Here is a 22,287-nt window from a genome sequence, read left to right as displayed (position 1 = left end):
GGCGATGGATCACTTCGCCTGTTTCAACGCTTCCTCAAGATCGGCCTTCGCACGCGTCATGGCGTCGTCAACCGAGCTTTCGCCAACAATCGCCTGCGTGACGCGCTGGACTGAGATGTTGAACATCGCACGGTTGTTCTTGTAGCCCTGATAGGCGTAGGCGATGGGGCTGATACCGGGGACCTGATCCAGCCACGCGTTCATGGCCTTCTGGGTCGCCGGGGTTGCGCCGGTGTAGTCGATAGACTTTGCGCCGACGGCCTTGTGAGCCGGGACGTTGCGGGTACGGACGGTGAAATCGAGGTAATTTTCGTCCTGCGCGAGGAAGTTCAGAATATCCGCGACGATCTTGGGGTTCTTGGTCTGTTTGAAGCCCACGATACCCGTTCCGCCCGGCATGCCGGTGCATGCGGCCGGTCCGCATGGCTGCGACACGACTTCCCAGTCGAAAGCATCGCCGACCTGACTGTCGAAGCGCGCTGTCTGCCAGCTGCCGGAATAATAATAGACGAGCTGACCGTTAATGAATTCCTGCGCTGCATCGCGGTAGGTGTTGCCACCCTGGCCTGCCCAGACGTCACGCGCCATGGTGCCGTCCTTGTTCCATTCGACGAATTTCTTCACGAAAGTGGTGAAGCCCTCGTCGACCAGGATCGGCTTGCCGTCAGCGTCGAAAAGTTTCGCACCGTAGGAAATAGCCGGACCGGCGATACGGTGACCGGAGCGGTCGATCGCCATGGGATATGGCGAACCGGTGGCCTTGGCCACTTCATTTGCGGCCTTCGCCCAGTCGTCAAAAGTCGCATCCTTGCCGGGAACGGCGACTTTCGCCTGATCGAACAAGGTGCGGTTGATGAAGGCGCCGGTAATGGTAAGCTGCGTCTGCATACCATAGATGCCCTTGTCGTCGGGGCCGCTACGATACCATTTCAGCACATCCCCGAAATTGTCCTGCCAGTACTTCGCATCCACATAGGGCGTCAGGTCGAGATAATAGCGATTGAGGCCGCCAAGATCGGTGACGGTTGCGAAATCCGGGCCACTGCCGCCAGCGAGCTGCACCGGCAGGCCTTCGAGAAGCGCCTTGTAGGGCACGATATCCGTAACGATCTTGACGTCAGGATGCTGTTTTTCGTAACGCGACAGGATGTCCTTCAGGACTTCGCAGCCGTTGCCGTCATAGGCGCAGGTGAAGCGAACTTCCTGTGCCTCAGCGGCACCGGCAAAAGATGCCGTCCCCAGGGCCAAGGCAAACGCCAGGCTGTATTTTCTGCTCATCTGGTTTCCTCCCTTTAGATGATTATGCCGTGGCGGACGTGCGCGGAGCCCAACCCTTGAACCGCTCATTTTCCGCGGTAAGCGGCAGGCGAACGGGCGTGCCTTCCTGTACCGATGTGTAGATGGCGGTTACGAGTTCGATGGACTGCAAGCCGTCCGTAATCGTCACTTCCTTGCCCTCGCGACCCTCCATCGCATTGGCAATCGCCTCGACAAAACCGGTGAAGCCGTTTTCGCCATCTTTAACCGTTGCGAGAACGGCGTCGATCTGATCCTGCGTGGTCGGTGCCCGCGCGGTGAAGTGCCATTTATCTTCCGCCGGACGATAAGGCAGCGTTCCGCTTTCGGCCGTGAAGCCTTCGAAGCAGAACCGCAGACGGGACGTGTCGTCGGCCGCGCCAAGCGTCACCGAGGAGGTGGCGAGCGCGCCGCTCTTCATGCGGAAGCTAATGGCGGCGCAGTCTTCCGTCTCGATCTTGTTCACCCGTGTATCAGCCATGGCGAAGACCTGTTCCACCGGACCTAGGACATGGCAGAGAAGATCGTGGGCATGGATGGCGTGACCGAGGATCGCGCCGCCGCATTCACCCTTCCAGGTGCCGCGCCATGGAATATCATAATAGCTCGCGCCACGGTTCCAGTGAACTTCCGAGCTTGCCACATAGGCCTTGCCGGCAAGGCCGGCGTCGATGAGGGCGCGCAGCTGCCGCAGGGCGGGGCCAAAACGATACTGGAAAACCGGAAAGACGCGCCGTCCGGTCTTCTTGACAGATTCCATCAGCGCATTTGCTTCCTCCAGCGAACGCACCAGCGGCTTTTCGCAGACCACGTCCTTGCCGGCCGCGTGGGCCTTCAGCATTACGGGGAAATGCAGATGCGGCGGCAGGCAGACGTCTATGAGCGAAATGCTTTCATCGGCGAGGACTTCTTCGAGATCCGCCGTGATGCGGATGGAAGAACCTTCGCCAGCCACCGCCCGTGCCCGCTCCACATCAAGATCGCAGATCGCCTTGACGGTGAAACGTTCCGGCAGCGCCAGATAACCGCTCAGATGCTGTGCGCCGATACCGGCACCGATAATGGCGACGCCGATCATGCTGCGGTTCCTTCAGCCTTGGCCTGCGCCTGAAGCGAGAGGTCACACACCTTGAAGACGTGTTCCTGCGTCATGGCAGTTTCCGTGCGGTTGCGGATATCGTCGCATACACGGGCGAAGTAGGGCAGGCCGGCATCTGATGCATCGATATATTCGCAGCGGTCGCCATTCACGAGGATCAGCCGGTCGGTGCCCTCCGTGTTGCCGACATCGACGTATTTGCGCAGTTCGATGTAACCTTCGGTGCCGAGGATCGTCAGGCGGCCGTCGCCCCAAGTCGGCAACGCATCTGGCGTGTACCAGTCAACGCGAATGTAGCCATGGCCGCGGTCACCGCGCAGCAGCACTTCGCCGAAATCCTGAAGGCCCGGGTCGCCCGGGTTGGCATAGTTGGCAACCGTGGCTGACACGATTTCCACCTCGGTCGAACCCGTGAAGAACATGAACTGGTCGATCTGGTGGCTGGCAATATCGGTGAGAATGCCGCCATAGGCCTCACGTTCGAAAAACCATTTCGGGCGAATCTGCCGGTTCAGGCGGTGTGGCCCGACACCGACCGTCTGGATGACGCGGCCGATGGCGCCCTGCGCGACCAGCTCGGCGGCTTTCGTGACGCTCGGGACTTCGAAGCGCTCGGAAAAGTCGACGGTCCAGATTCTTTTGGTCTTGGCAACGGTCTGGCGCAGGCGCTCAAGCTGGTCGAACGTGGTGCAGCCCGGCTTGTCGGACATGACGTCCTTGCCCGCTTCCATGGCAGCGATGGCAAGATCGGCACGCTTGGACGGAATGTCGGCAATGATGACGAGATCGATGGTTTGGTCAGCCAGCAAATCCTCCTTGGAGGCAGCACGTGGCACGTCCGGGAAGCGCTTTACGAAACCTTCGACCACGTCTGGTTCGCCTTGCGTCCACCAGCCCGCAAATTGCGCACCGGCATCCAGCATGTTCTGAGCCATGCCGAAAATGTGCCTGTGCTCTATGCCGAGAGCCACGAACTTGATTGGTTTACTCATCCTGCAGTTCCACTTCCTTGCCGGTTTCGGCCGAGTTGATGATCGCGTCGATCAGTCTGTGAGACAAAAGAGCTGCTTCACCGGTGACGACCGGCGGGCGCCCTGAAGAAATGGCGTCGACGAAATCGTCGAAAACGCCCTGATGCCATTCATGCGTGAAAGCCATTGGATCGGCGCCGCCGCCGGTGCCGGAAGCGGCACCACCGAAGGTTTCCTGGCTGCCGTCGCGCCAGTCGACATGCAGCAGGCCGGATGCGAGCCGCAGGCTTCCCTTGTCGAAGTGGAGAAGAATGGATTCAGGCGCACCGGGAAAGCTTGCGGTGCTCGCGACGAGCGAGCCGACGGCGCCGTTTTTGAAACGAAGACCGGCCGACACGTAATCTTCAGTTTCCATCCTGTGAAAACGTGTCGTTGCCGCCATTGCCTGAACGCGGGCCACAGGGCCTGTAAGGCTCAGTGCCAGATCGATCGTGTGGATAGCCTGCGATATCAGAACGCCGCCGCCGTCACGCGCCAGCGTGCCGCGTCCCGGTTCGTCGTAATAGGCCTGGGTACGCCACCATGGCACGGAAATCTCGCTAAGGCCGAGTTCGCCGAGCTTACCCGATGCGACCAGCTCGCGTGCTTTTTGCGATGCGGCGCGCATGCGGTGCTGGAAAATGATGCCGAGCGTGACGCCTGCGTTCCGACACAGCGCAACGAGATCATTCGCTTCCTGTGTGTTACGGGCAACCGGCTTTTCGAGAAGAATGTGTTTACCCGCTTTTGCAAGCGGCCCGACGATATCGGCGCGGGCATTGGGCGGCGTTGCGATGATGGCGAAATCGACATCTCCGTCTCGCGCGGCTTCCTCGATTGACGCGTATACGGCAACGTCGTGGCCGGTATGCCTGGCGGCTTCGGCAGCCAGCGTTTTCGCGCGGCCGGAGCCACCGTCGACAATAGCTTTCAAGCGGATTTTTTCAGGGCTTGCCGCACAGGCGAGCACATGCGTTTTCGCTACCATTCCGGCACCAACGATGACGCAGGTCTTGATATTTTGCATTCGGGAGCCTCCTTCCCATGGCCATTCAATTGCATACCGGTATGCCGGTTGTCAACACACCAGTGTTCCGGTATACCGGTTACAGAGAAAGACATTTGGAGAGCACATGCCAAAAATCCCGATGACAGGCGGCACGGTGCCGACGATGGAAAGACTTGATTTCAACCGCCCGGTTGTGGACCAGATCTATTCGGCGCTGAAATCGGCCATCCTTTCGCGGGAGCTTTTTCCGGGTCAGGCGGTGTCGGAAAACGAGATTGGCCAGTCCTTCAACTCCAGCCGCACCCCGGTGCGCGAGGCGCTGAGCCGGCTGCGTGACGACGGGTTGATCGTTACCCTGCCGAGCCGTGGGACCTATGTTTCCAGACTATCGGAAAAACATATCCGCAGTGCACAGTTCATTCGTGAGGCGCTGGAGGTCGCGGCCGCTCGCAGGCTCTGCCAGACCGGCATCTCAGCCGAGGCGGACCAGGAAATTCTGCATGCGCTGGACGGCCAGCGTGTGGCGATGGAGCTTGGCGACAAAAAGGCCTTCCGTATCCATGACGACCAGTTCCACAGCGCCCTTGCCGCCGCAACCGGCCTTGAAAGGCTGGAGACCCTGCTGATCCGGGAAAAGGCTGGGCTAGACCGCCTGCGAGCGCTGGCGATTACCGACGAAGCACACATGGCCAGACTGCTGACGGAGCATGAGGCCGTCTACAGTGCAATCAAGGCGCGTGAGGAGGAGAGCGCGGTGGATTATCTGCGCCAGCATCTCCGCCGCGTCCTCGGCATTCTGTCGCAAATCTTCGAAGCACATCATGAATATTTCGAATAACGCCACGCTGCGCAATTCAACGGTTCAGACAGAAAATGACAACAGCAAATTTCGACAACGCGCCTGCGATCGATCAGGCCGGACTACTGTGCGACGAAATCAGCATTCTTGCGGAAAGCCCGGTGTGGGACGAAAGACGTCAGGTCCTGTTCTGGTGCGACATTCTTGGCAAGAAGCTACGTTCAGCTGGGCTGGGCGGCGTCCAGTATCGTGAATGGACGTTCCCGGAAACCGTCTCCAGTCTCGGGCTCTGTCAGAGCGGTGATCTGATTGTCGCTTGCGGGATGGACATACTCATCCTCAATCCGGAAAGCGGCGCGCGGCGCACCCTTCATTCCATTTCCGCACCTCAAGGCATCGCCTGCCGGCTGAATGACGGACGTGTGGGTCCGGATGGAGCTTTCTGGGTTGGCACCATGCACAATGTCCCGCTCTCGCAGATGCAGCCCCACGGAGAGCTCTGGCGTATTACGAATAACGGGGCCGAACGTATCCAGACCGGACTGACATGTCCCAACGGCCTCGCTTTTTCGCAGGACGGTTCCGTCATGTGGCAAAGCGATTCCGTGCAGAAATGGATACGCAGGCGGAATTTCGACAAAACCAGCGGTGTATTTGATGAAGGCGTGCTCGTCGCACAAATGCAGGAAGAGACCGGAAGGCCCGATGGTGGATGTCTTGACATAAGCGGCCAATATTGGAGCGCGGGTGTCTCTGCCGGCGTCTTGAACATTTTCTCGGAAGACGGCAGTCAACAGATCGGGACGATAAGGATGCCTGTTCCGCATCCAACGATGCCCTGCTTTGGCGGGCCGGATTTCGGCTCGCTTTTCGTCACATCGCACCGCCATAACATGACGGAAGACAGGCTGAGCGAGGTACCTCTTTCCGGTGGCGTTTGGGTTATTCCTTCGGAGATCAAGGGCTTTCCCGCATTCCGTTTTGAGGATGGCAGGTGAAGCCCAAATCGTAAGTCTTTGATCTTTGCCGCCCCTCCAACGCAAGTGATGGGTTTCGGCCAGTCTACGGCAGGCAAATTCGTCCTGTTCATCCTGTAGTCTGGCCGGTAATCAGCATCGGGTCCGCATTGGTAATATTGCGGTCGGGATCAGCGTGTTCCGTGCTTTTCCTGCAAAAGCCGGATGGTGAGGTGCTGCAGCAGAATGATGGTCTTGGCGTCGCGAATATCGCCGCGGCCGATCATCTGCATAGCCTCTGGCAGAGCGATTTCCAGCACGTCTATGTCTTCTCCCTCGTCCGCGGAGCCGCCGCCTGCGCCCACTTTATGGTTCTCGGCATATTCGCCGTAGAAAAAGGCGAGGTATTCGGTGACCGATCCGGGGCTCATATAGATATCGAACAGGTGGGTGAGTTCGGAAACCTCATAACCGGTCTCCTCCATCAGTTCCGCACGCATGCGCGCTGCCGGTTCAGCGCCTTCCAGCAGCCCTGCCGGTGTCTCGATCAGCGACTCGAGGCCGCCGTTCAAGAGAACCGGCAAACGGAACTGGCGGGTGAGCAAAACATGGTCGTTTGCGGGGTTGTACAACAGGCATGTCGCTCCGTTGCCGCGATCATACGCCTCACGGGTCTGCCGTTGCCAGCTTCCGTCCCTTAGCTGAAGTTCATACTCATATTTGGTCAGCCGTCCCCAATCATCCGCCAATACGCGTTGCGAAATCGGGCGGTAAACACTGCTATTCATCAAGTCACCTCGTCATTATCTGTCTTTTCAAAGGCCGTGCAGCCGGCCTTCGACATGCGTGCTTGTCTCGCCGCCGACCCATATCTGGCCGGTATCATCGCGAGTCAGGTAAATGCGGCCTTGACGGCCAAGACGTGTGCCCTGAGCGGCGACATAGTCTTCCGCGACCACGCCTGTCCCAAACAGCCATTGCGCCAGCGAGGCGTTGAGGCTTCCGGTGACGGGATCCTCGGCGATGGCGCCCAGATGATCGCTGAAGAAGGCGCGAACCTCGAAAGCGGCTTCGCCGCCATTTGCGTGCGGACCAATGACGCCAACGTCAATGCGGCCGGGCCAGCTGCGGACCGGCTCAAGGGCCAGCACCTTCTCAGCCGATGCCAGCCTGATCCCCAACCAGCCGGGGCCATTGTCGATCCATGCGGCATCAACGATGTCGTGGGTCTCTATTCCCAGCAGCTGCCGGGCCTCTTCCAGCTCGGCCGGTGTCGGCGCGCCGGAACGGATAAGGGGCGGAGCGGCAAAGGAAAGTCGACCGTGCGCGTGCCGGATCGTGACCAGACCGGCACCGCACTCCTGAACGATGCCCGTTTCGCTTTTGGGCAGGCCGTTTTCGGAGAGCCAGGCATGGCAAGTGCCGAGCGTAGGGTGTCCGGCAAAAGGCATCTCCCGGTCCAGTGAGAATATCCGGACACGGTAATCAGCCTGAGGGTGGGTGGGCGGCAGCAGAAACGTGGTTTCGGACAGATTGAACCACCGCGTCAATCGCTGCATGTCATCCGTGGTCAAGGTGTCTGCACCCGTGACGACCGCCAGCGGATTGCCAGAAAGCGGGCCGGAGCCGAATACATCGATCATATGGATAGCAAAGGTCATGGCATCGTTCTTTCAGTTCGGATCAATTGTCGGCGCGGACTGTCTATTGCGTAATCCGTTCGAGCACGCGGCTCAATGCCCGCTTCAATGCGCTCGAACCGCCATTGCCGTCAAAGTCCTGAAGAACCTGCTCGTTCAAGCCACCCTTGGTGGCGAATTCGCGGCTGAGATCGGTGAAGTCCGTGTCCCTGCCGGCAAGCAGCGCCACTTCGGAGAGGCCGGCGAAGAGGGGTGCAAGATAGGCGCGGCCCTTTTCTTCCGGCAGGCCGTTTTCGGCCAACCACTCCGTCGTCTGTTGCAGAATGCCGAAATAGGTTGCCATCAGTGCGCTTGCGGCGGCGAGAAGGTCGTATTCCGCCTTTGTTTCACATTCCACCGCATTGCCGAGCACGTTGAAGATCGCGGCGGTATCCGCATCGGAGGGGTAAACGGCCGTGACGCCTTTGCGGCGGGCGACAAAGGGCAGCGGGATCGCCTGGGTCAGGCGCACATCCGCGCCGATCCAGTCAAGGAGTGCCTGTCGACCGGTTGCGGCAACGACGCTTATGACCTTCTGCCCCTCGCGAAACCGCAGCGGCCGGATGACCTCTTCGGCAATCTGCGGGCGGATGGCCAGCACGACGGTATCGCAGCCGTCAACAATCGCCTGATTGTCGCTTGAGACAATCACCTGCGGGAAATCTGCGGCAAGCCTGGCCGAGATATCCGCGCTGCGCTGGGACGCCATGACATGCGGCACGGCGGCAGGCGTGCTGAGCAGCCCCCGCACCATCGCATCGGTGATAGCGCCGGTTCCGATAAAGCCGATTTTCTGGGGAACGGACATGATGACTCCATTGCATTGATAGGAAGGAACGATACATCGGTCCGGCTCATGCAGGAAGGCGATGAAACAATCTCGAGATTGCCGGGGGCTGGCATATCTGCCGAAGAAATGGCTTGGCAACCGGATCGGCCACTTCACATACCCGTCAAATCTCTCCGAACCAACGGGCTGCAGCCCTTGCGAATTCCTCCTTGTCCGGAACAGACTCCGTGGCCCAGGCGACGATACCATCGGGGCGCACCAGGACTGTGCTCAAGCCCAACTGGTCGATGGCATTGCCGGCGACATAGGAGATCCGGCCGTTCCAGCGGCCTGCCAGCGCTTCAAGCGATGCGTCCGCGCTAAAATTCAAAAGCAGTCCTTTGCCCTGTCTCAGAAGTTCGCCGGTCCTCCTCCCGTCCGCCAGTGCGAAGTCCGGAACGCTGCAGCCCACCAGCGGATGGTTGCCGCCTAGCTCATAGCGGAGGGAAATGCCCCATACGCGTTCGGCGAAATATGTCGCGCCGTCGCTGGTCTCGATGAGATCGCGGATGATGGCTTCCAGCGCCCGTGTGCTCCGGCTTGGGCGCATCAGTGCGACCTGGGCGCGCGACCAGTCAAGGACCTGTGCACCCACTGGGTGTCGTTCGCTGGTATAGGTGTCCAGCAATTCGTCCGGCGCATCGCCGCGGATCGTCGCTGCAAGTTTCCAGCCCAGATTAATCGCATCACCCAGCCCGAGGTTGAGGCCCTGCCCACCGAGCGGAGAGTGGATATGGGCGGCATCGCCCACCAGCAACACCCGGCCTTTGCGGTAGGTCGTGGCCTGATAGGCGCGATCCGTCCATGTGGTTGCGAGGTGAAGGCTTGTCACGGTGACATCGGTGCCGGAAACATGCCGCAGCACCGCCTGTACATGTTCCGCCGTGATCGGATGGGTTCGATGAAACCGGCCTCCGTCAAAATCGACCATCGCGATGGTTCCGGGTTTTTGATAGGTGTACATGCCGGTCGGCGTGTAGTGGCGGCCGGAAGAGAGTTTTTCCGCATCCGCCATTTCGACCGTAACGGAATAGCCCGTGAATTCGGGATCTGTGCCGACGAAATCGAAACCGCCAGCCTTGCGCACGGTGCTGCGGCCGCCATCGCAGCCAACCAGCCATCGTCCATGAAATGTCTGGCCGCCAGCGCGAATGGTCAGGACTTCATCCGACTGCTCGAAGCCGTCAACACCGGTGCCGCGCCTGATCTCGGTACCCATCGCGTTTGCGCGGTATTCCAGAATGGATTCGATCTCTTCCATGTTGGAGGCCATGGTGACAGGTGTAGAACCCGGCAGGTGATACGGCCATTTCGAAATGTCGATATTATCGTGGAAGAACTGAATGCCGGCGAAGTGGCCGCCCGGCCGGCGCTGCTGGTGCATCCAGTGTGCGGCCATTGCGTTGCTGACATTTGCCTGCTTTTCGGCGAGATAATCCAGTAACCCGCGCCTGTCGAAGCTCTCGATGGTGGGGTCGGAAAGACCGCGCATGCCGAAGGGGAGTTTCTTGAGCGGGGAGTAAGGGTCGGTCGCCTGCTCCAGCACCAGAACGGAGAGGTTTGCGAGACGCAGCTCGCAGGCGAGAAACAGGCCGACGGGACCGGCACCGGCGATCACAACATCATAAGTCTTGGGGTTATTTGACATCAACTGCTCCTTTGGGTCGTTCGACCGGAGCGGCTCGTCGTTTTTGAGAACCACACGGACGAACAATGTGACGCCTGAACAGCGTCGTTGTTCGTCGTGGGACTCATGCACTCGGCATGGACAGATCTTTCGTTTCCGAAAGGACTTGGGCTAGACCACACCAAGTCGTGCCTTTTTCGACAGGCGTTCTATAACGCCGGAACGATCGGTCGGCAAGAGTCGTCATCGCTCACAGTCACGGCCGATGCTCCCGGAAAGCGGCGGCCAGTGTGCGCAGCGCCTCACGGGATCTGCTGTCGGTAAGGGTCGAGAACATCACGATCTCGGTGGAAGGCAGAGGCGGGAGGCTGAAACGCTGGCTGACCTCGATTGTACCGGGTGGCGCCAGGCGGCAGGAGAATGCCGAAATGGCGAGACCTGCCGAAACGGCCGCGGTCACCATCGATGAGGTGCCGCCAAGAAAGACTTCCGTCCAAGCGATGGCGGCAGAATCAAGAGCACGGGCGGCGATGTCACGTACACCGCAGGCGGGCGAAAGTGCCGCCAGTCGCAGCGGCTCGCCCTGACGATGCTCGAATTGCGGGGCTGCGAACCAGCCGAAATGCTCTGGCCCGAGCACTTCGCCATCACGTCTGTCATCCTCGCGCCGGATGATTGCAGCGTCGATCTCGCCACGGTCGAAGGCATCCAGCAACGTGCGGGAATTGTCCATCCGCACTTCTATCGTCAGTCCCGGATCGTGCGCATTGAGCCGCGCCAGCAGCGTTGGCACTTCCGGCCCGGCAACATGGGCTGCTATGCCAAGGCCAAAGCGTCGGCGCGTGGAAAAAAGCCCTGCCATGGCGCGATCATGCGCGGCAAGGAATTCGCGGGCAGGTGTGAGAAACACGGCGCCTTGCGCGGAAAGCCGCACCGAACGCGGCGTCCGTTCAAGAAGCCGCTGGCCGAGCCGGTCTTCCAGCCGCTTGAGCTTGACGCTGATGGCACCCTGCGTGGTTCCGAGCGTTTCGGCAGCGCGGGTGAAGCTCTGCAGATCGGCGATGGTGACGAAAGCCTGAACGGCATCCACATCCAAAGTGGTCACTTTAATAATCCAAATTTGTTGTCTCTGAAATATCCAAGCATCCAATTCAGTTATGGTCAAGCTTTCACTAATTTGCCTTGGACTCTGCAAAACACGGATCGAAGCGAGCATGTCTTGCGCTGCTTCAGTCCGAACCACGAAAGGCTGAAGAATGACCCTTGCCGTTACCGCCCCAACCCGGAGTAGTAGAAGTGCCATTGCGCTCGCTGCCGTCTGTCTCTCCGCTCTGATGTTCGGGCTGGAAATCTCCAGCGTGCCGGCGATCCTGCCGACGCTCGAGCAGGTGCTGCACGCGGATTTCGGGCAGCTTCAGTGGATCATGAACGCCTATACGATCGGCGTGACGATGGTGCTGATGGCAACCGGCGCGTTGGCCGACCGCTTCGGTCGCAAACGCGTCTTCATCGCGACCATCGCCGCTTTCGCCATTTCCTCCCTCGCCTGCGGCATGACTGAAAGCGTGGCGGTGCTGATCGGCGCCCGCTTCCTTCAGGGACTAAGCGGTGGAGCGATGCTGGTATGCCAGATCGCCATTCTGTCACATCAGTTCCGCACGGCCCGCGAGCGTGGAATGGCTTTCGGCTGGTGGGGTATTGTCTCCGGCGTCGGGCTAGGTTTCGGGCCGATCATCGGCGGAGCCATCGTTGCGCTGTGGAGCTGGGAGTGGGTATTCCTCGTTCACGTGGCGCTCGGCATCGTGACACTGTTCCTTGCCGCAAGCGGTGTGGAAGAATCGCGTGATCCGGATGCGACCCGTCTTGATCTTGCCGGTATCGCCACACTCTCGGTTGCCGTGTTCTGCCTTGCGTTTTTCATCACCCAGGGACCGGAACTCGGCTTTGCCAGTTCAAAGGCACTTCTGATCCTTGGTCTATCAGTCGCGAGTTTCATCGCCTTTGTGATCGTCGAAAAGCTCACGCCAAGGCCGATGTTCGATTTCTCCGTATTTCGCATCCGGCCATTTTCCGGCGCGATTATCGGCTCGGCGGCGATGAACATCAGCTTCTGGCCGTTCATGATCTATCTGCCGATCTGGTTTCAGGCGGGCCTTGGTTATGACAGCGTCACCGCCGGTCTCGGTCTGCTTGCCTATACGCTGCCAGCGCTGGTCGTACCGCCGTTGGCCGAGCGCCTGTCGCTGCGTTATCAACCCCGTCTTGTCGTCCCGGCCGGGCTGTTCACCATCGGTCTCGGTTTCATGCTGATGAAACTTGGCAGCAGTGTCGCAGATGCGAGCTGGCTCACCATGCTGCCCGGCTGCATCCTGTCCGGTGTCGGGCTTGGCCTCACCAACACGCCGGTCACCAATACGACAACCGGTGCCGTTCCCGCTGCCCGTTCCGGCATGGCCTCCGGCATCGACATGAGCGCGCGAATGATCTCGCTTGCCATCAACATCCCGGTCATGGGCTTCATTCTGGTTGAGGGCGTCTGGTCGTCGCTTAGGGCCAATCTGCCGTCCGGCGCGGATTTGCCCGCCCTGCGTTCGCTCGCGGAGAAGATCGCGGCGGGAACCGCGGGATCGTCGGTGGAGCGTGTTTCGGATGCACTCGTCCATCAGGCACTCGCAGACGGTTTCGGTCTGGTCATGCTTTATGCCGGCATCAGTGTCTGGTTGCTCGCCGCTCTGAGCTTTGTGGTCTTCGGCCCGGCGCGAAAGCTTGCCGACGGTTAGTGGTGTCTTGGCGCTGGGACGACAGTCAGGCTGTTTTCAGGATTTGCAGTCCTGCCGAAGGTTGGGCGGCCGCAGTCTCTTCGCGGCTCCAGCGGCCAAAGGCGGAGCGACCCAGAATTGCAATCGACGTATCCTCCTGCGGCGCATGGACGAGCACGGTCTGAATGTCGCGGAAATGCCGTTCGAGGCCCAGTTCGCCACCAAGACCTGGATTGCCGATGCCGCGCACTGCGATCTCAACGGCATCACGCAGCTGCCGGCCGGCAAGCAGCCTAGCCCTGATGAAGCCTTCCGCATCGCCATTGTTGTTTTCGAGCGTGCCGAAAATGATCTGGCGGGCGCCGGAGACCAGAAGATCGATTTCGCCTGAAAGCGTTATGAAGCGTTCCGTGCGGGCGATGGGATGGCCGAGATTGGCCGGCACACGCTCATGCGCGAAGCGGATGAACTTGGCCTGAGCGGCTTCGGCCACGCCGAGATAAAGCGCTGTCAAAGCCAGCGTGAGTGCCGCATGCGCCCGGTTATCCTGCTGGGCGACCGATGGATCGACGAGGTCGATGACGTTTTCCGCCGGGATTTCGACATTGGTATATTCGACATCGTGCGATCCCGTAGCGCGCATGCCGAGGCTCTGCCAGTTCTCGATGACCTTGATGCCCGGCAACCCGTTCGGCACCACGAATGTTCCCACCCGCGCCGGCGTTTCGTCAGTATGCGCCCAGACAAGGAAATGCGTGAGACCATATGCGCCCGTCACGAAGCGTTTTCGGCCCGTGATAGACCAGCCATTGTTTGTCCGGCGGGCGAGCGTCGCGGGCAGGCCACCGCGCGCCGGCGACCCCAGTTCCGGCTCGACACGCGCGGCATTGAGCAGCAACGGCCGTTGTTTGGCGTTCGTCAGAAGCCGCCGGTAGAGATCTTCGGGCCAGTGGCTTTTCGCGGCCTGGGCGAGATGGGTAAAGATCGTCATGGCGCTGATCAGCGCCACGGATGGATCACCCCGGCCAAGTGCCGCCAGAATTCGAGCAGTATCGGCAAGCGTCGCCCCCTGGCCGCCGTAACGTGTCGCAACCGTGCTTTCGAGGAGGCCGCTTTCGTGAACGGCACGGATACCCGTCCAGGGAAACTGGCCAGTCTGGTCCGCATCCGGAGCGGCCTGTTCAAGGATGCGAGCGGTTGCGTCTAGGACAGTTGGGTCATGGGACATGCGTGGTCGAGGCTCTCTGGCTGTGGGGAACACCATTTCCCCATCAGGGGCGACTGGCTCCGTCTGCACTTCAAAAAAGTGCCCGGTCAGACGACCGGGCCGGATCGCGGCATCATGCAGCGGTCTTTTTCTTCGCATCTTCCCGTTCGCGAATGCCTTCGCGGACAAGCGGCAGGATGTAGCGGCCATAATCCACCGCGTCGTTGTAATTGTCGTAGCCGCGGATCGAGATCAGGTCAGCGCCAAGATCGATGTAGTCGAGGATGGAATCCGCAATGGTGCGTGGCGAACCGACCAGCGCAGTGGTGGCGCCGCTTGCATTGGTGGCGGTGACCGTCGGATACCAGAGGGCACGATCATGCACATCGCCGCGTGCGGCGATTTCCAGAAGCCGTTGCGAACCGACATTGGCCGGGCGCGGCGCGTTGAGCGGCGCGCGTGTTACGCCTTTCTGGCGGTTCTCGTTCAACCGATCCAGAGTTCTGTGAGCCTTTTCCCAGGCAAGCTCATCCGTCTCGGCGACGATTGGCCGGAATGTGACCCAGATCCGGGGGCGATCCGTGCGGCCCGCCTTTGCGGCTTCCGCATAGACCCGCTCGATCTGCTGCTTGGTTTCGGCAAGCGGCTCTCCCCACAGGCCGAAGATATCGCAGAGCGAACCACCGATGCGATAGGCGGCGTCCGAGGAGCCGCCGAGCGAAATTGGAATAAGCCCGTTTGTGGGCCGCACCGCGCTGCGGAATTGCTTGAACTGGTAATATTTTCCGTCGAAGTCGAAGGGCTCTTTCGAGGTCCAGGCCAGGCGCAGGATGCGGATATATTCCTCCTGCCGCTCATAGCGTTCTTCCTTGTTGAGGAAATCGCCTTCACGCGCCTGTTCTTCATCGCTGCCGCCGGCAATGAAGTGCACCACGACACGCCCGCCGCTCAACTGATCGAGCGTTGCGAGCGACTTGGCGGCAACTGTGGGATAAACCGTGTTCGGCCGCAGGGCGACGATGATCTTGATGTTTTTCGTGTGCGCCAGCACCGTGGCGCCCAGCGTAAAAGGATCGAAAGACGATGAGGAGTAAGGGATCAGCGTATAGTTGAAACCGTAATCATCAAGGGCGCGGGCATAGCGCTCCAGAAAAACAGGATCCACAGGTGCGTCTGGAACGGGGTTTAGATCGTTCGATGCATTGGGAAAGCTTACGCTGATAAATTCCGCGGACATGGGCGCTCCTTCAGGTTCAATGCAAGCATCTTAGGGCGCGGCGCATGAGCGAGGAAGACAGGTCTTTCTTTTTCTATCGAATATATAGAAAATATTCCCTGCGACGGCCTTCGATATAGGACCAGCAACCGCCGCCGCGTTTCCGTCTTCAAGTCGCTGCCACGAAGTGGCAATCGCTCATGCCCCAAAGGCTAAAAGGTGGGCGACCACCCCAGGCTCGGAGCCACCGTGTCCGCGAGATCGGTCAGCAGTTGAATGTTTTCGGCGAGACCGAAGGCAGGCGGCAAAAACAGCACGACCTCATCGGCGGCTGCAAGGCCCGGATCGTTGAATACCGCTTCCAGCACCTGATCGGGCGTGCCTTGGAAAACGGGCGAAATTTGAAACCCCGCTGGCTGGGCTGCCTGTTCGAGAGCGCCTTTGGGGCGAGATGCGGCAATACCCTTGGTACGCCGCTCCAGATCATAGGCGGCGTATTTTTCGCGAAGCTCGGCCGTGGTGCCAACCAGGATGGAGGCGGCGACGGCGACCGGCGGCGGTTCCGTTGTCCATGTCTTGCGCCATGTGGAACGGAAGGCCTCGATGATGCGGGCCTGATATTCCCCGAAGCTCTCGCCTTCTGCCTGATCGTGCTGGACGGTTCCCGAGATAAGGCCGATGCCGAGTTCCGCCGCCTGCACAGCCGAAGCAATGCTTGCTGCACCCTGCCGGATGCGCGAACGCAGTGTCGGGCTATGCGGCGTGACACGCAGCGCCGTGCCCTCCGGGTTGGATTGGCCGCCTTCGACACGGTGCAGGACATCGCCGGCGATTGCCGAGAGGAAGCGGGCCTGACGACGTCTGGCCTCTGTGCGGGCATCGGTGTCGACCGTGCCGAAAACCGTGTCAAAGGCGGCGTTTGCGCCGGTCGAAATGGCAAGTTCCAGTCGTCCATCAATCAAAAGATCGGTCGTGCCGGCCGCCTCGGCAAGCAGGATCGGATCCTGATAGCGCATGGGGATGACCGCAGAACCGAGCGTAATATGCCGGGTATGCTGGCCGGCAGCGGCGAAGAACGGAAGCGGCGAGGACAGATAGTGATCGAAATGCCGCTGATAGGCCCAGCCGGACTGGTAGCCCAGTTGTTCGGCAGCCTTGAACAGTTCGATACCCTCACGCAGCCCCTGCGCCGGCCCGGCATCGTCGCTGAAGGATACACGGGTATTGAAGCCGAGCCGCTGTTTGGGGCGGAAGGACGTGGACGCAGTATCGATGGGTGCAGCGATGGTCATGCGATCTTTTCCTTGTCGTGAACACGCCGGGGCAGCGGCTGTGGCGCACGGGCAATGGTTGTGGCACCGGATGGGATCGATTCCAGCAGCGACGCGGTATAGGGGTGCTGCGGATTGTCGAAGATATCGACGACCGTTCCATGTTCGACGATACGCCCGCGCTGCATCACCGAAACGGTGTGGGCGAGCTGGCGTACCAGTGCCAGATCATGGGAGACGAAAACATAGGTCAGGCCGAGCTTCGCCTGCAGCGAGAGCAGCACATCGACGATGTCTGCCTGGACGCTGACATCAAGTGCGGAGGTCGGCTCGTCGAGCACGATCACATCCGGTCGGAGAACCAGCGCCCTTGCAATGGCAACGCGCTGGCGCTGGCCACCCGAAAGGGCCGTCGGCTTGCGGTTGAGCAGGTGTTCGCTCAACCCCACATTGGCCAGAGCCTCGCGAACAGTTTCGAGCCGTTCCGCACGGGTTCCGATCTTGAAACGATCAAGCGGCTCGCGCACCAGCTGTTCGACACTCCAGGTGGGATCAAGCGAGGTAAACGGGTTTTGGTAGACGAACTGAAGATGGCGCCAGGTTGCACGCAGCGACGTGCGGGAGCGGCCGGTCAATTCTTCGCCGGCTACTGATATCGTGCCGGTGTCGGGTTCTTCGAGGCCAAGCAGCAGCCGAATGGTTGTCGTCTTGCCAGAGCCGGACTCACCAACCAGCGCATGGGTGGTACCTGCAGGCACGTTGAAGGAGACGTTGTTGACCGCCGTCAGCACCCTGTCGCCGACCCTGAAATTCTTGGTGACGGCATTGACCGCGATCTTTGGCATCGTGGTGGCTTCTGCCTTCAGCAGACGGAAACCTGGATCGCGCAGCCGGGCGTAGCGATCCGGATTGAGTGCCGGCACGTCGGCATGCAGCTTCCTCGCATAGGCGGAGGCCGGTGCGGAAAAGACCGATGCGGTGCTTCCGGCTTCCTGAACCTTGCCACCCTTCAGGACTACCAGCGAATCCGCCCGTTCGGCGGCGATCGCCAGATCGTGTGTGATGAGGAGCAGGCTGATATCCAGCTCGTGCTGCAACCGCGAGAGCAGATCGAGGATCCGCTTCTGGATCGTCACATCGAGCGCAGACGTTGGCTCGTCTGCGACCAGAAGTGACGGGCGCGGCAGAACCGCAAGGCCGATGAGCACCCGCTGCAACATGCCGCCGGATAATTGGTGCGGGTAGGACTCGTAGACGACACCAGGGTTGTCCAATCCCACCTGCGCGAAGGTCTCGAGAATGAGGGCCTTGCGGATCGCCTTGTCAGGCTCGTCGAGAAGTGCGGCAGCCTCCATTGCCTGCGCGCCGATTGTCCGCACCGGATTGAGCGAATTGCCTGGATCCTGCGGGACAAAGCCGATGGCGCGTCCCCGCAGCGGTTGGAAGCTGCGCTCTGGCAGTCCCAATATCTCCTGATCACCAAAGGTGACGTGGCCGGTGGCATGTCCTCCGCTTGGCAAGAGCCGGAGGACCGCGCGGGCGATCGTCGATTTGCCGGAGCCGGACTCGCCGATGAGGGCAAGGCTCTTGCCACGGCCGAGTTCGAAACCGACATTGCTGACGACCTCCTGGCCTCCATAGGCAACCGAAAGATCGTTAACCCGGAGAAGCGGGACAGGAGCCTGCTGCGGCTGCGGTCTGGCCGCAAAGGTAACGGGGCGGGCGATAGTGGTGGTCAGTCTGTCTTGCGTAGCCATCGGCTGATCCTGTTTACAGAGAGGACGGTCGCGATTGTGACGAAGGCGGGGGCGTATACGAGCCACGGCCATTTGAGGTAATCCTTGCCGATCGAGATCAGCAGGCCCCAGTCGGAGGCGGGCGGCGGGTCGCCGTATCCGAGAAAGGCAAGGCTTGCGATCACGAGGATCGACTCGCCGAACTGCAACACGGCAAGCGGCATCACCGAGCGTGACGCGTTAGGCAGAACGTGGCGCAGAAGGATGAACCAGCGCGAGCCGCCGAGCAGGTACGAAGCCTCCACGAATGTCGCCTGTCTGGTCTTGATGACTTCCGCACGCGTGACGCGGGCAAAGACCGCCACGGCGGAGACGCCGGTGGCGATGGCGGCATTGATGGTCTCGAAACCGATGGCGGTGACCACGATCACCGCCAGCAGAAACTTTGGAATTGCCAAGAGCACATCGACCAGCCGGGCAAGGGTGATATCGACCCAGCCACCGAGAAAGCCCGCAAGAAGCCCGATTAGACCGCCGGCGAAGACGCCGATGACGACCGCGACGAGTGCGCTGGAGACGGAAGAGGACGTGCCGTAGACGACGCGTGCGTAGACATCGCGGCCGAGGTGGTCGGTGCCGAACCAATGCGCAAGACTTGGGCCGAGCAATTTGTCCGTCGGCACCCCGACGACCGGGCTGTGACTGGTAAACAGGCCGGGCGCAAGTGACCAGGCGACGACGAGCGCGATAATGGCGAAGGACAAGGCGACGGTCAGCGGTATCCGCAGCCCTGTCAGCCTGTTCGCAGGGGTCGCACCCGGCAGGGAGGCGTTTGCGGCGAAAGTCATGGTGTCACCGCCTTGGTGGTGGAGGGACCCTCTGTGATGGCCAAGCGATGCTTTCGCGCGCCTAGAATTTGCACGCGTGGATCGAGCAGGGGGTAGAGAAGATCGGCAATCAGGTTGACGAGCACGAACACCACGGCTCCCAGCGAAACGATCGCTTGCAGGACAGGCAGGTCCTGCGTGGTCACGGAGCGCTGCACCAGGCTGCCGAGACCGGTTCGCCCAAAGACAGACTCGGTGATCAGTGAATTGCCAAGCAGTTCACCGACGGTGATGGCGATCACGGTGACGACGGGCAACGAGGCAGGCTTGAGCAGATGCTGTGCAAACAGCCGCGCCTGTCCGATGCCGCGGCTGCGGGCGACCGCCGCGTATTCCTGTTCTGCCTCCCTGTCGAGGTTCGCTATAAGCACCTCGGCGATTTGTGCAGAGAAAGGAATTCCGATTGTGATTGCTGCAAACGCCGTTGCCCAGAAGCTATCGGGTTCGATAACGCGGAAGAGGCGCAGCTGAAAGCCGAAGAGATGGATCAGTATCAGGCCAATCACAAAATTAGGTGTCGAGAGAAACAGCGATGGGAAAGCTCTTAGCAATCCCTGGCCGTAGCGCTTTGGTACCACCTGGGTTCCGTAAGCAACGGCCATTGCCAGAATCAAGGCGACGGCAAGTCCCGTGGATGCAAGGATCAGTGTCGATGGCAGCACTTCAGCGATGAGGGTCGCCACCGGCCGGTTGGAGCGCATCGACATGCCCAGATCGCCAGTGAGAAACCCCGACAGGGACGACCACAGCTGCACGAGAACCGGTCTGTCGAGCCCCTGCGCGGCGATGATTTCCGCGATTTCCTGCTCGGTGAACCCGTTTTGCGGGTTCCGGAGCACGCTGGTGATCGGGTCGCCAGGCAGGATGCTGACGACCACGAAAGTGAAGACATAGGCCAGCAGTATGACGACGACCGCCTGGCCAAGCCGCTTTGCGGCGTAGGTTAGGTAGGCATTGCTCATGCCGGTGACCTCCTTCAACGTTGCCTTGTTGTGCGCGTCAGTCGCTGATGGAGGCGGTATAGTAGCTGGCATAAGCCACGCCGTTATACACTTCGCCCTTCAGCTTCGGGGACTGCACGTAGATCCTCTGCACGATCTGCGTTCGAGGAATGAAATAGCCCTGCTCAAGGACATATTTCTGCAGCTCATCGAGAAGCGGGCTGCGTTCGTCGACAGAGCCGGCGCCGGCGATCTTGTCGCGCAATCCGTTGAGCGTCGCGTCGCGGTCGTCGAGGGCGAACCAGTTCTCGCCATTATTGGCGTTGGTGAGAATGCTGGCGACGGTGCCTGCATCGATGAAGCTGCGCGTCACCTCATAGGTCGGGATGGCCGCACCACCGAATTTGACCTTTTCACCAAAGGTCACGACGTCGTAAGCGCGTATAGCGACTTTCCAGCCGAGCTTGCCGAGTTGCTGGGCGATGAGTTCATCGACCGACTTGGATGTCGCGAGATAGGGATTGGAGTGGATCGTCAGCGACAGCGGTTTGCCGTCTTTGGTCCGGATACCATCGGCGCCCTTGACCCAGCCCGCCTCGTCGAGCAGCTTTTCGGCCTTGGCGGGATCGTAAGCGAGAAGAGCGCTGTGGTCGGTCGCGCCCGGCACGTTGCTCTGGATGAAGGACGTGGCGAGCTTCCAGTCTGGCGTATAGACGGTGTCGATGATTTCCTGACGGTTTACGCCGGCCTGAAGTGCCCGGCGAACCTTCACATCATCATAGGGCGGAAGCTTGGTATTGACCGCCCAGCCGTTGACGAAGCCGAGATAACGCGGCGTTGCGACGGTAAAGCCCTCTTCGTGCAGCGACTTCAGTTCCTGCGGCGAAGCATTATAGGCGACATCGGCCTGGCCGGACTGGACCGAGGCGACACGCAACGACGGTTCCGACACCAGCTTATAGGTGATGGAATCGAGGAAGGCTGGGCCGGTGTGGCCAACGGCGGCAGGACCCCAATTGTAGTCCTTGCGCTTGACCAGCTTGACGTAATCTCCCTCCTTCCAGGATTCGACCACATAGGGGCCGCTGCCGGAAGTCTTGCTGAGATCGGCCTGCTGGGTGGCGGGCTGGGCGATGGTCTTCGGGGAGATCAGGATCGAGCCGTGGTAACCGAGCGTCGGAATAAAGCCGAGCGTCGGCTTCTTGAAGAAGACCTTCACCGTGGACGCGTCTACTGCTTCAGCATGGTCGTATGTCTTGGGGAAAAGACCGATCGGGTTGATGCCTTCGCTCTTGCGTCCGGCATACCAGATGTCGAGATTGGCGACGACCGCCGCTGCATCCAGGGGTGTGCCATCGGAGAAGGTCACGCCGCTTTTGAGGTGAAGCGTGAATTCGGTGGCATTGTCGTTCTGCTCCCAGCGCTCGGCAAGCCAGGGGCTGACCTTACCGTCGGCATCGACATAAAGCAGCTTGTCGGCGACATGGCCCCAGATATGGCCCTGAAAGCTGGAAATGGCGCTGTTATTCGGGATCCAGGTGTCGCCCAGAGAATCGATGAGGAAGGTGATGTCGCCGCCATTGTGCGGGGTATCTGCTGCCTCAACCGGAACAGGCCCCATCGTCGTCAGAAGCGCGATTGCCCCTGCGAGAGTGGTGCTCAGCAGACCCCGACGGGAGAAGGAAAAAAGCGAAGAACGTATCGTCATTAAAAAATCCTGATTGGTCGCGTTGTTTCTTGTCTTTGTGATTTCAGGAACTATCATCGCTCTGCGCCGGTTTTTTGCGGGCACACGAAAGGCTTCACACGACAGCCTTGCCGGTGGTTTCAATGTCCTGAAATCGGGAAAAATGTGCCTGCGTTACCTCTTGGAGGGTCCGACCGATGTTACGGCTTAGCCGTTACTTTCAGCCATTGACGGCTCGTTCGATCGCAGGCCGTGCTTGCTGATACATCGTGCGGTCAT

General features: G+C 60.3%; 19 protein-coding genes. 3 read left to right on the top strand and 16 right to left on the bottom strand.

What is annotated here, in order from left to right:
- Positions 1–9 precede the first annotated feature (9 nt).
- Genes CRO62_RS07800 through CRO62_RS07785 form a run of 4 tightly spaced genes read right to left on the bottom strand, consistent with a single transcriptional unit; the run spans position 10 to position 4,432 of the window.
- A complete protein-coding gene (locus CRO62_RS07800; RefSeq protein ID WP_097099796.1) occupies positions 10–1,278 on the bottom strand; it encodes an ABC transporter substrate-binding protein in 1,269 nt (422 codons plus the stop codon).
- A 22-nt stretch (positions 1,279–1,300) separates the two neighbouring features.
- Positions 1,301–2,374: a Gfo/Idh/MocA family protein gene (locus tag CRO62_RS07795; RefSeq protein ID WP_097099795.1), complete on the bottom strand. Its 1,074-nt coding sequence runs from the start codon at positions 2,372–2,374 to the stop codon at positions 1,301–1,303.
- Positions 2,371–3,387: a Gfo/Idh/MocA family protein gene (locus CRO62_RS07790; protein ID WP_097099794.1), complete on the bottom strand. Its 1,017-nt coding sequence runs from the start codon at positions 3,385–3,387 to the stop codon at positions 2,371–2,373. Before CRO62_RS07790 ends, CRO62_RS07795 begins: the two co-directional genes overlap by 4 nt.
- On the bottom strand, positions 3,380–4,432 hold the full coding sequence (locus CRO62_RS07785) for a Gfo/Idh/MocA family protein (protein WP_097099793.1): 1,053 nt from the start codon (positions 4,430–4,432) through the stop codon (positions 3,380–3,382). The genes CRO62_RS07790 and CRO62_RS07785 overlap by 8 nt, the downstream gene beginning before the upstream one ends.
- A 106-nt stretch (positions 4,433–4,538) precedes the next feature.
- Between CRO62_RS07785 and CRO62_RS07780 the strand changes: the two genes are divergently transcribed.
- The gene (locus tag CRO62_RS07780) at positions 4,539–5,252 is read left to right on the top strand and encodes a GntR family transcriptional regulator (protein WP_179784474.1); all 714 of its coding nucleotides are present in this window, start codon (positions 4,539–4,541) and stop codon (positions 5,250–5,252) included.
- 35 nt (positions 5,253–5,287) lie between these two features.
- Positions 5,288–6,211, top strand: a complete 924-nt coding sequence (locus CRO62_RS07775) for an SMP-30/gluconolactonase/LRE family protein (protein ID WP_179783965.1) — start codon at positions 5,288–5,290, stop codon at positions 6,209–6,211.
- A 149-nt stretch (positions 6,212–6,360) separates the two neighbouring features.
- On the opposite strand, the gene CRO62_RS07770 is transcribed toward CRO62_RS07775, so the two are convergent.
- The 5 genes from CRO62_RS07770 to CRO62_RS07750 all read right to left on the bottom strand — a co-directional run bounded on the left by CRO62_RS07770 (position 6,361) and on the right by CRO62_RS07750 (position 11,409).
- Positions 6,361–6,957, bottom strand: coding sequence for an NUDIX domain-containing protein (locus CRO62_RS07770; protein WP_038494553.1), 597 nt, complete (start codon positions 6,955–6,957; stop codon positions 6,361–6,363).
- 27 nt (positions 6,958–6,984) lie between these two features.
- A complete protein-coding gene (locus CRO62_RS07765; RefSeq protein WP_097099792.1) occupies positions 6,985–7,830 on the bottom strand; it encodes a PhzF family phenazine biosynthesis protein in 846 nt (281 codons plus the stop codon).
- Positions 7,831–7,873: 43 nt separating this feature from the next.
- Positions 7,874–8,656, bottom strand: a complete 783-nt coding sequence (locus CRO62_RS07760; RefSeq protein ID WP_097099791.1) for a pyrroline-5-carboxylate reductase — start codon at positions 8,654–8,656, stop codon at positions 7,874–7,876.
- 145 nt (positions 8,657–8,801) lie between these two features.
- Positions 8,802–10,325: an FAD-dependent monooxygenase gene (locus CRO62_RS07755; protein WP_097099790.1), complete on the bottom strand. Its 1,524-nt coding sequence runs from the start codon at positions 10,323–10,325 to the stop codon at positions 8,802–8,804.
- Between the two features lie 235 nt (positions 10,326–10,560).
- Positions 10,561–11,409: a LysR family transcriptional regulator gene (locus tag CRO62_RS07750; RefSeq protein ID WP_025595263.1), complete on the bottom strand. Its 849-nt coding sequence runs from the start codon at positions 11,407–11,409 to the stop codon at positions 10,561–10,563.
- 151 nt (positions 11,410–11,560) lie between these two features.
- On the opposite strand from CRO62_RS07750, the gene CRO62_RS07745 reads away from it, so the two are divergent.
- On the top strand, positions 11,561–13,084 hold the full coding sequence (locus tag CRO62_RS07745; RefSeq protein ID WP_097099789.1) for an MFS transporter: 1,524 nt from the start codon (positions 11,561–11,563) through the stop codon (positions 13,082–13,084).
- A gap of 25 nt (positions 13,085–13,109) precedes the next feature.
- On the opposite strand, the gene CRO62_RS07740 is transcribed toward CRO62_RS07745, so the two are convergent.
- The 7 genes from CRO62_RS07740 to CRO62_RS07710 all read right to left on the bottom strand — a co-directional run bounded on the left by CRO62_RS07740 (position 13,110) and on the right by CRO62_RS07710 (position 22,029).
- Positions 13,110–14,291, bottom strand: a complete 1,182-nt coding sequence (locus CRO62_RS07740) for an acyl-CoA dehydrogenase family protein (protein ID WP_097099788.1) — start codon at positions 14,289–14,291, stop codon at positions 13,110–13,112.
- A gap of 112 nt (positions 14,292–14,403) precedes the next feature.
- A complete protein-coding gene (locus CRO62_RS07735; RefSeq protein WP_003518064.1) occupies positions 14,404–15,507 on the bottom strand; it encodes an LLM class flavin-dependent oxidoreductase in 1,104 nt (367 codons plus the stop codon).
- A gap of 191 nt (positions 15,508–15,698) precedes the next feature.
- Positions 15,699–16,778, bottom strand: a complete 1,080-nt coding sequence (locus CRO62_RS07730; RefSeq protein WP_097099787.1) for an LLM class flavin-dependent oxidoreductase — start codon at positions 16,776–16,778, stop codon at positions 15,699–15,701.
- Complete coding sequence (locus tag CRO62_RS07725; RefSeq protein WP_097099786.1) at positions 16,775–18,514, bottom strand: dipeptide ABC transporter ATP-binding protein; 1,740 nt, start codon at positions 18,512–18,514, stop codon at positions 16,775–16,777. Before CRO62_RS07725 ends, CRO62_RS07730 begins: the two co-directional genes overlap by 4 nt.
- The gene (locus CRO62_RS07720) at positions 18,493–19,341 is read right to left on the bottom strand and encodes an ABC transporter permease (protein WP_097099785.1); all 849 of its coding nucleotides are present in this window, start codon (positions 19,339–19,341) and stop codon (positions 18,493–18,495) included. The genes CRO62_RS07725 and CRO62_RS07720 overlap by 22 nt, the downstream gene beginning before the upstream one ends.
- On the bottom strand, positions 19,338–20,342 hold the full coding sequence (locus CRO62_RS07715) for an ABC transporter permease (protein WP_097099784.1): 1,005 nt from the start codon (positions 20,340–20,342) through the stop codon (positions 19,338–19,340). The genes CRO62_RS07720 and CRO62_RS07715 overlap by 4 nt, the downstream gene beginning before the upstream one ends.
- A gap of 37 nt (positions 20,343–20,379) precedes the next feature.
- The gene (locus CRO62_RS07710) at positions 20,380–22,029 is read right to left on the bottom strand and encodes an ABC transporter substrate-binding protein (protein WP_097100422.1); all 1,650 of its coding nucleotides are present in this window, start codon (positions 22,027–22,029) and stop codon (positions 20,380–20,382) included.
- Between the last annotated feature and the right edge of the window lie 258 nt (positions 22,030–22,287).

The sequence above is a fragment of the Rhizobium sp. AN6A genome, from assembly GCF_900215635.1.
Classification (GTDB): Bacteria; Pseudomonadota; Alphaproteobacteria; order Rhizobiales; family Rhizobiaceae; genus Agrobacterium; species Agrobacterium tumefaciens.
The sequence above is the reverse complement of the archived record's forward strand: the minus strand, read 5'-3'. Positions and strand labels throughout refer to the sequence as shown.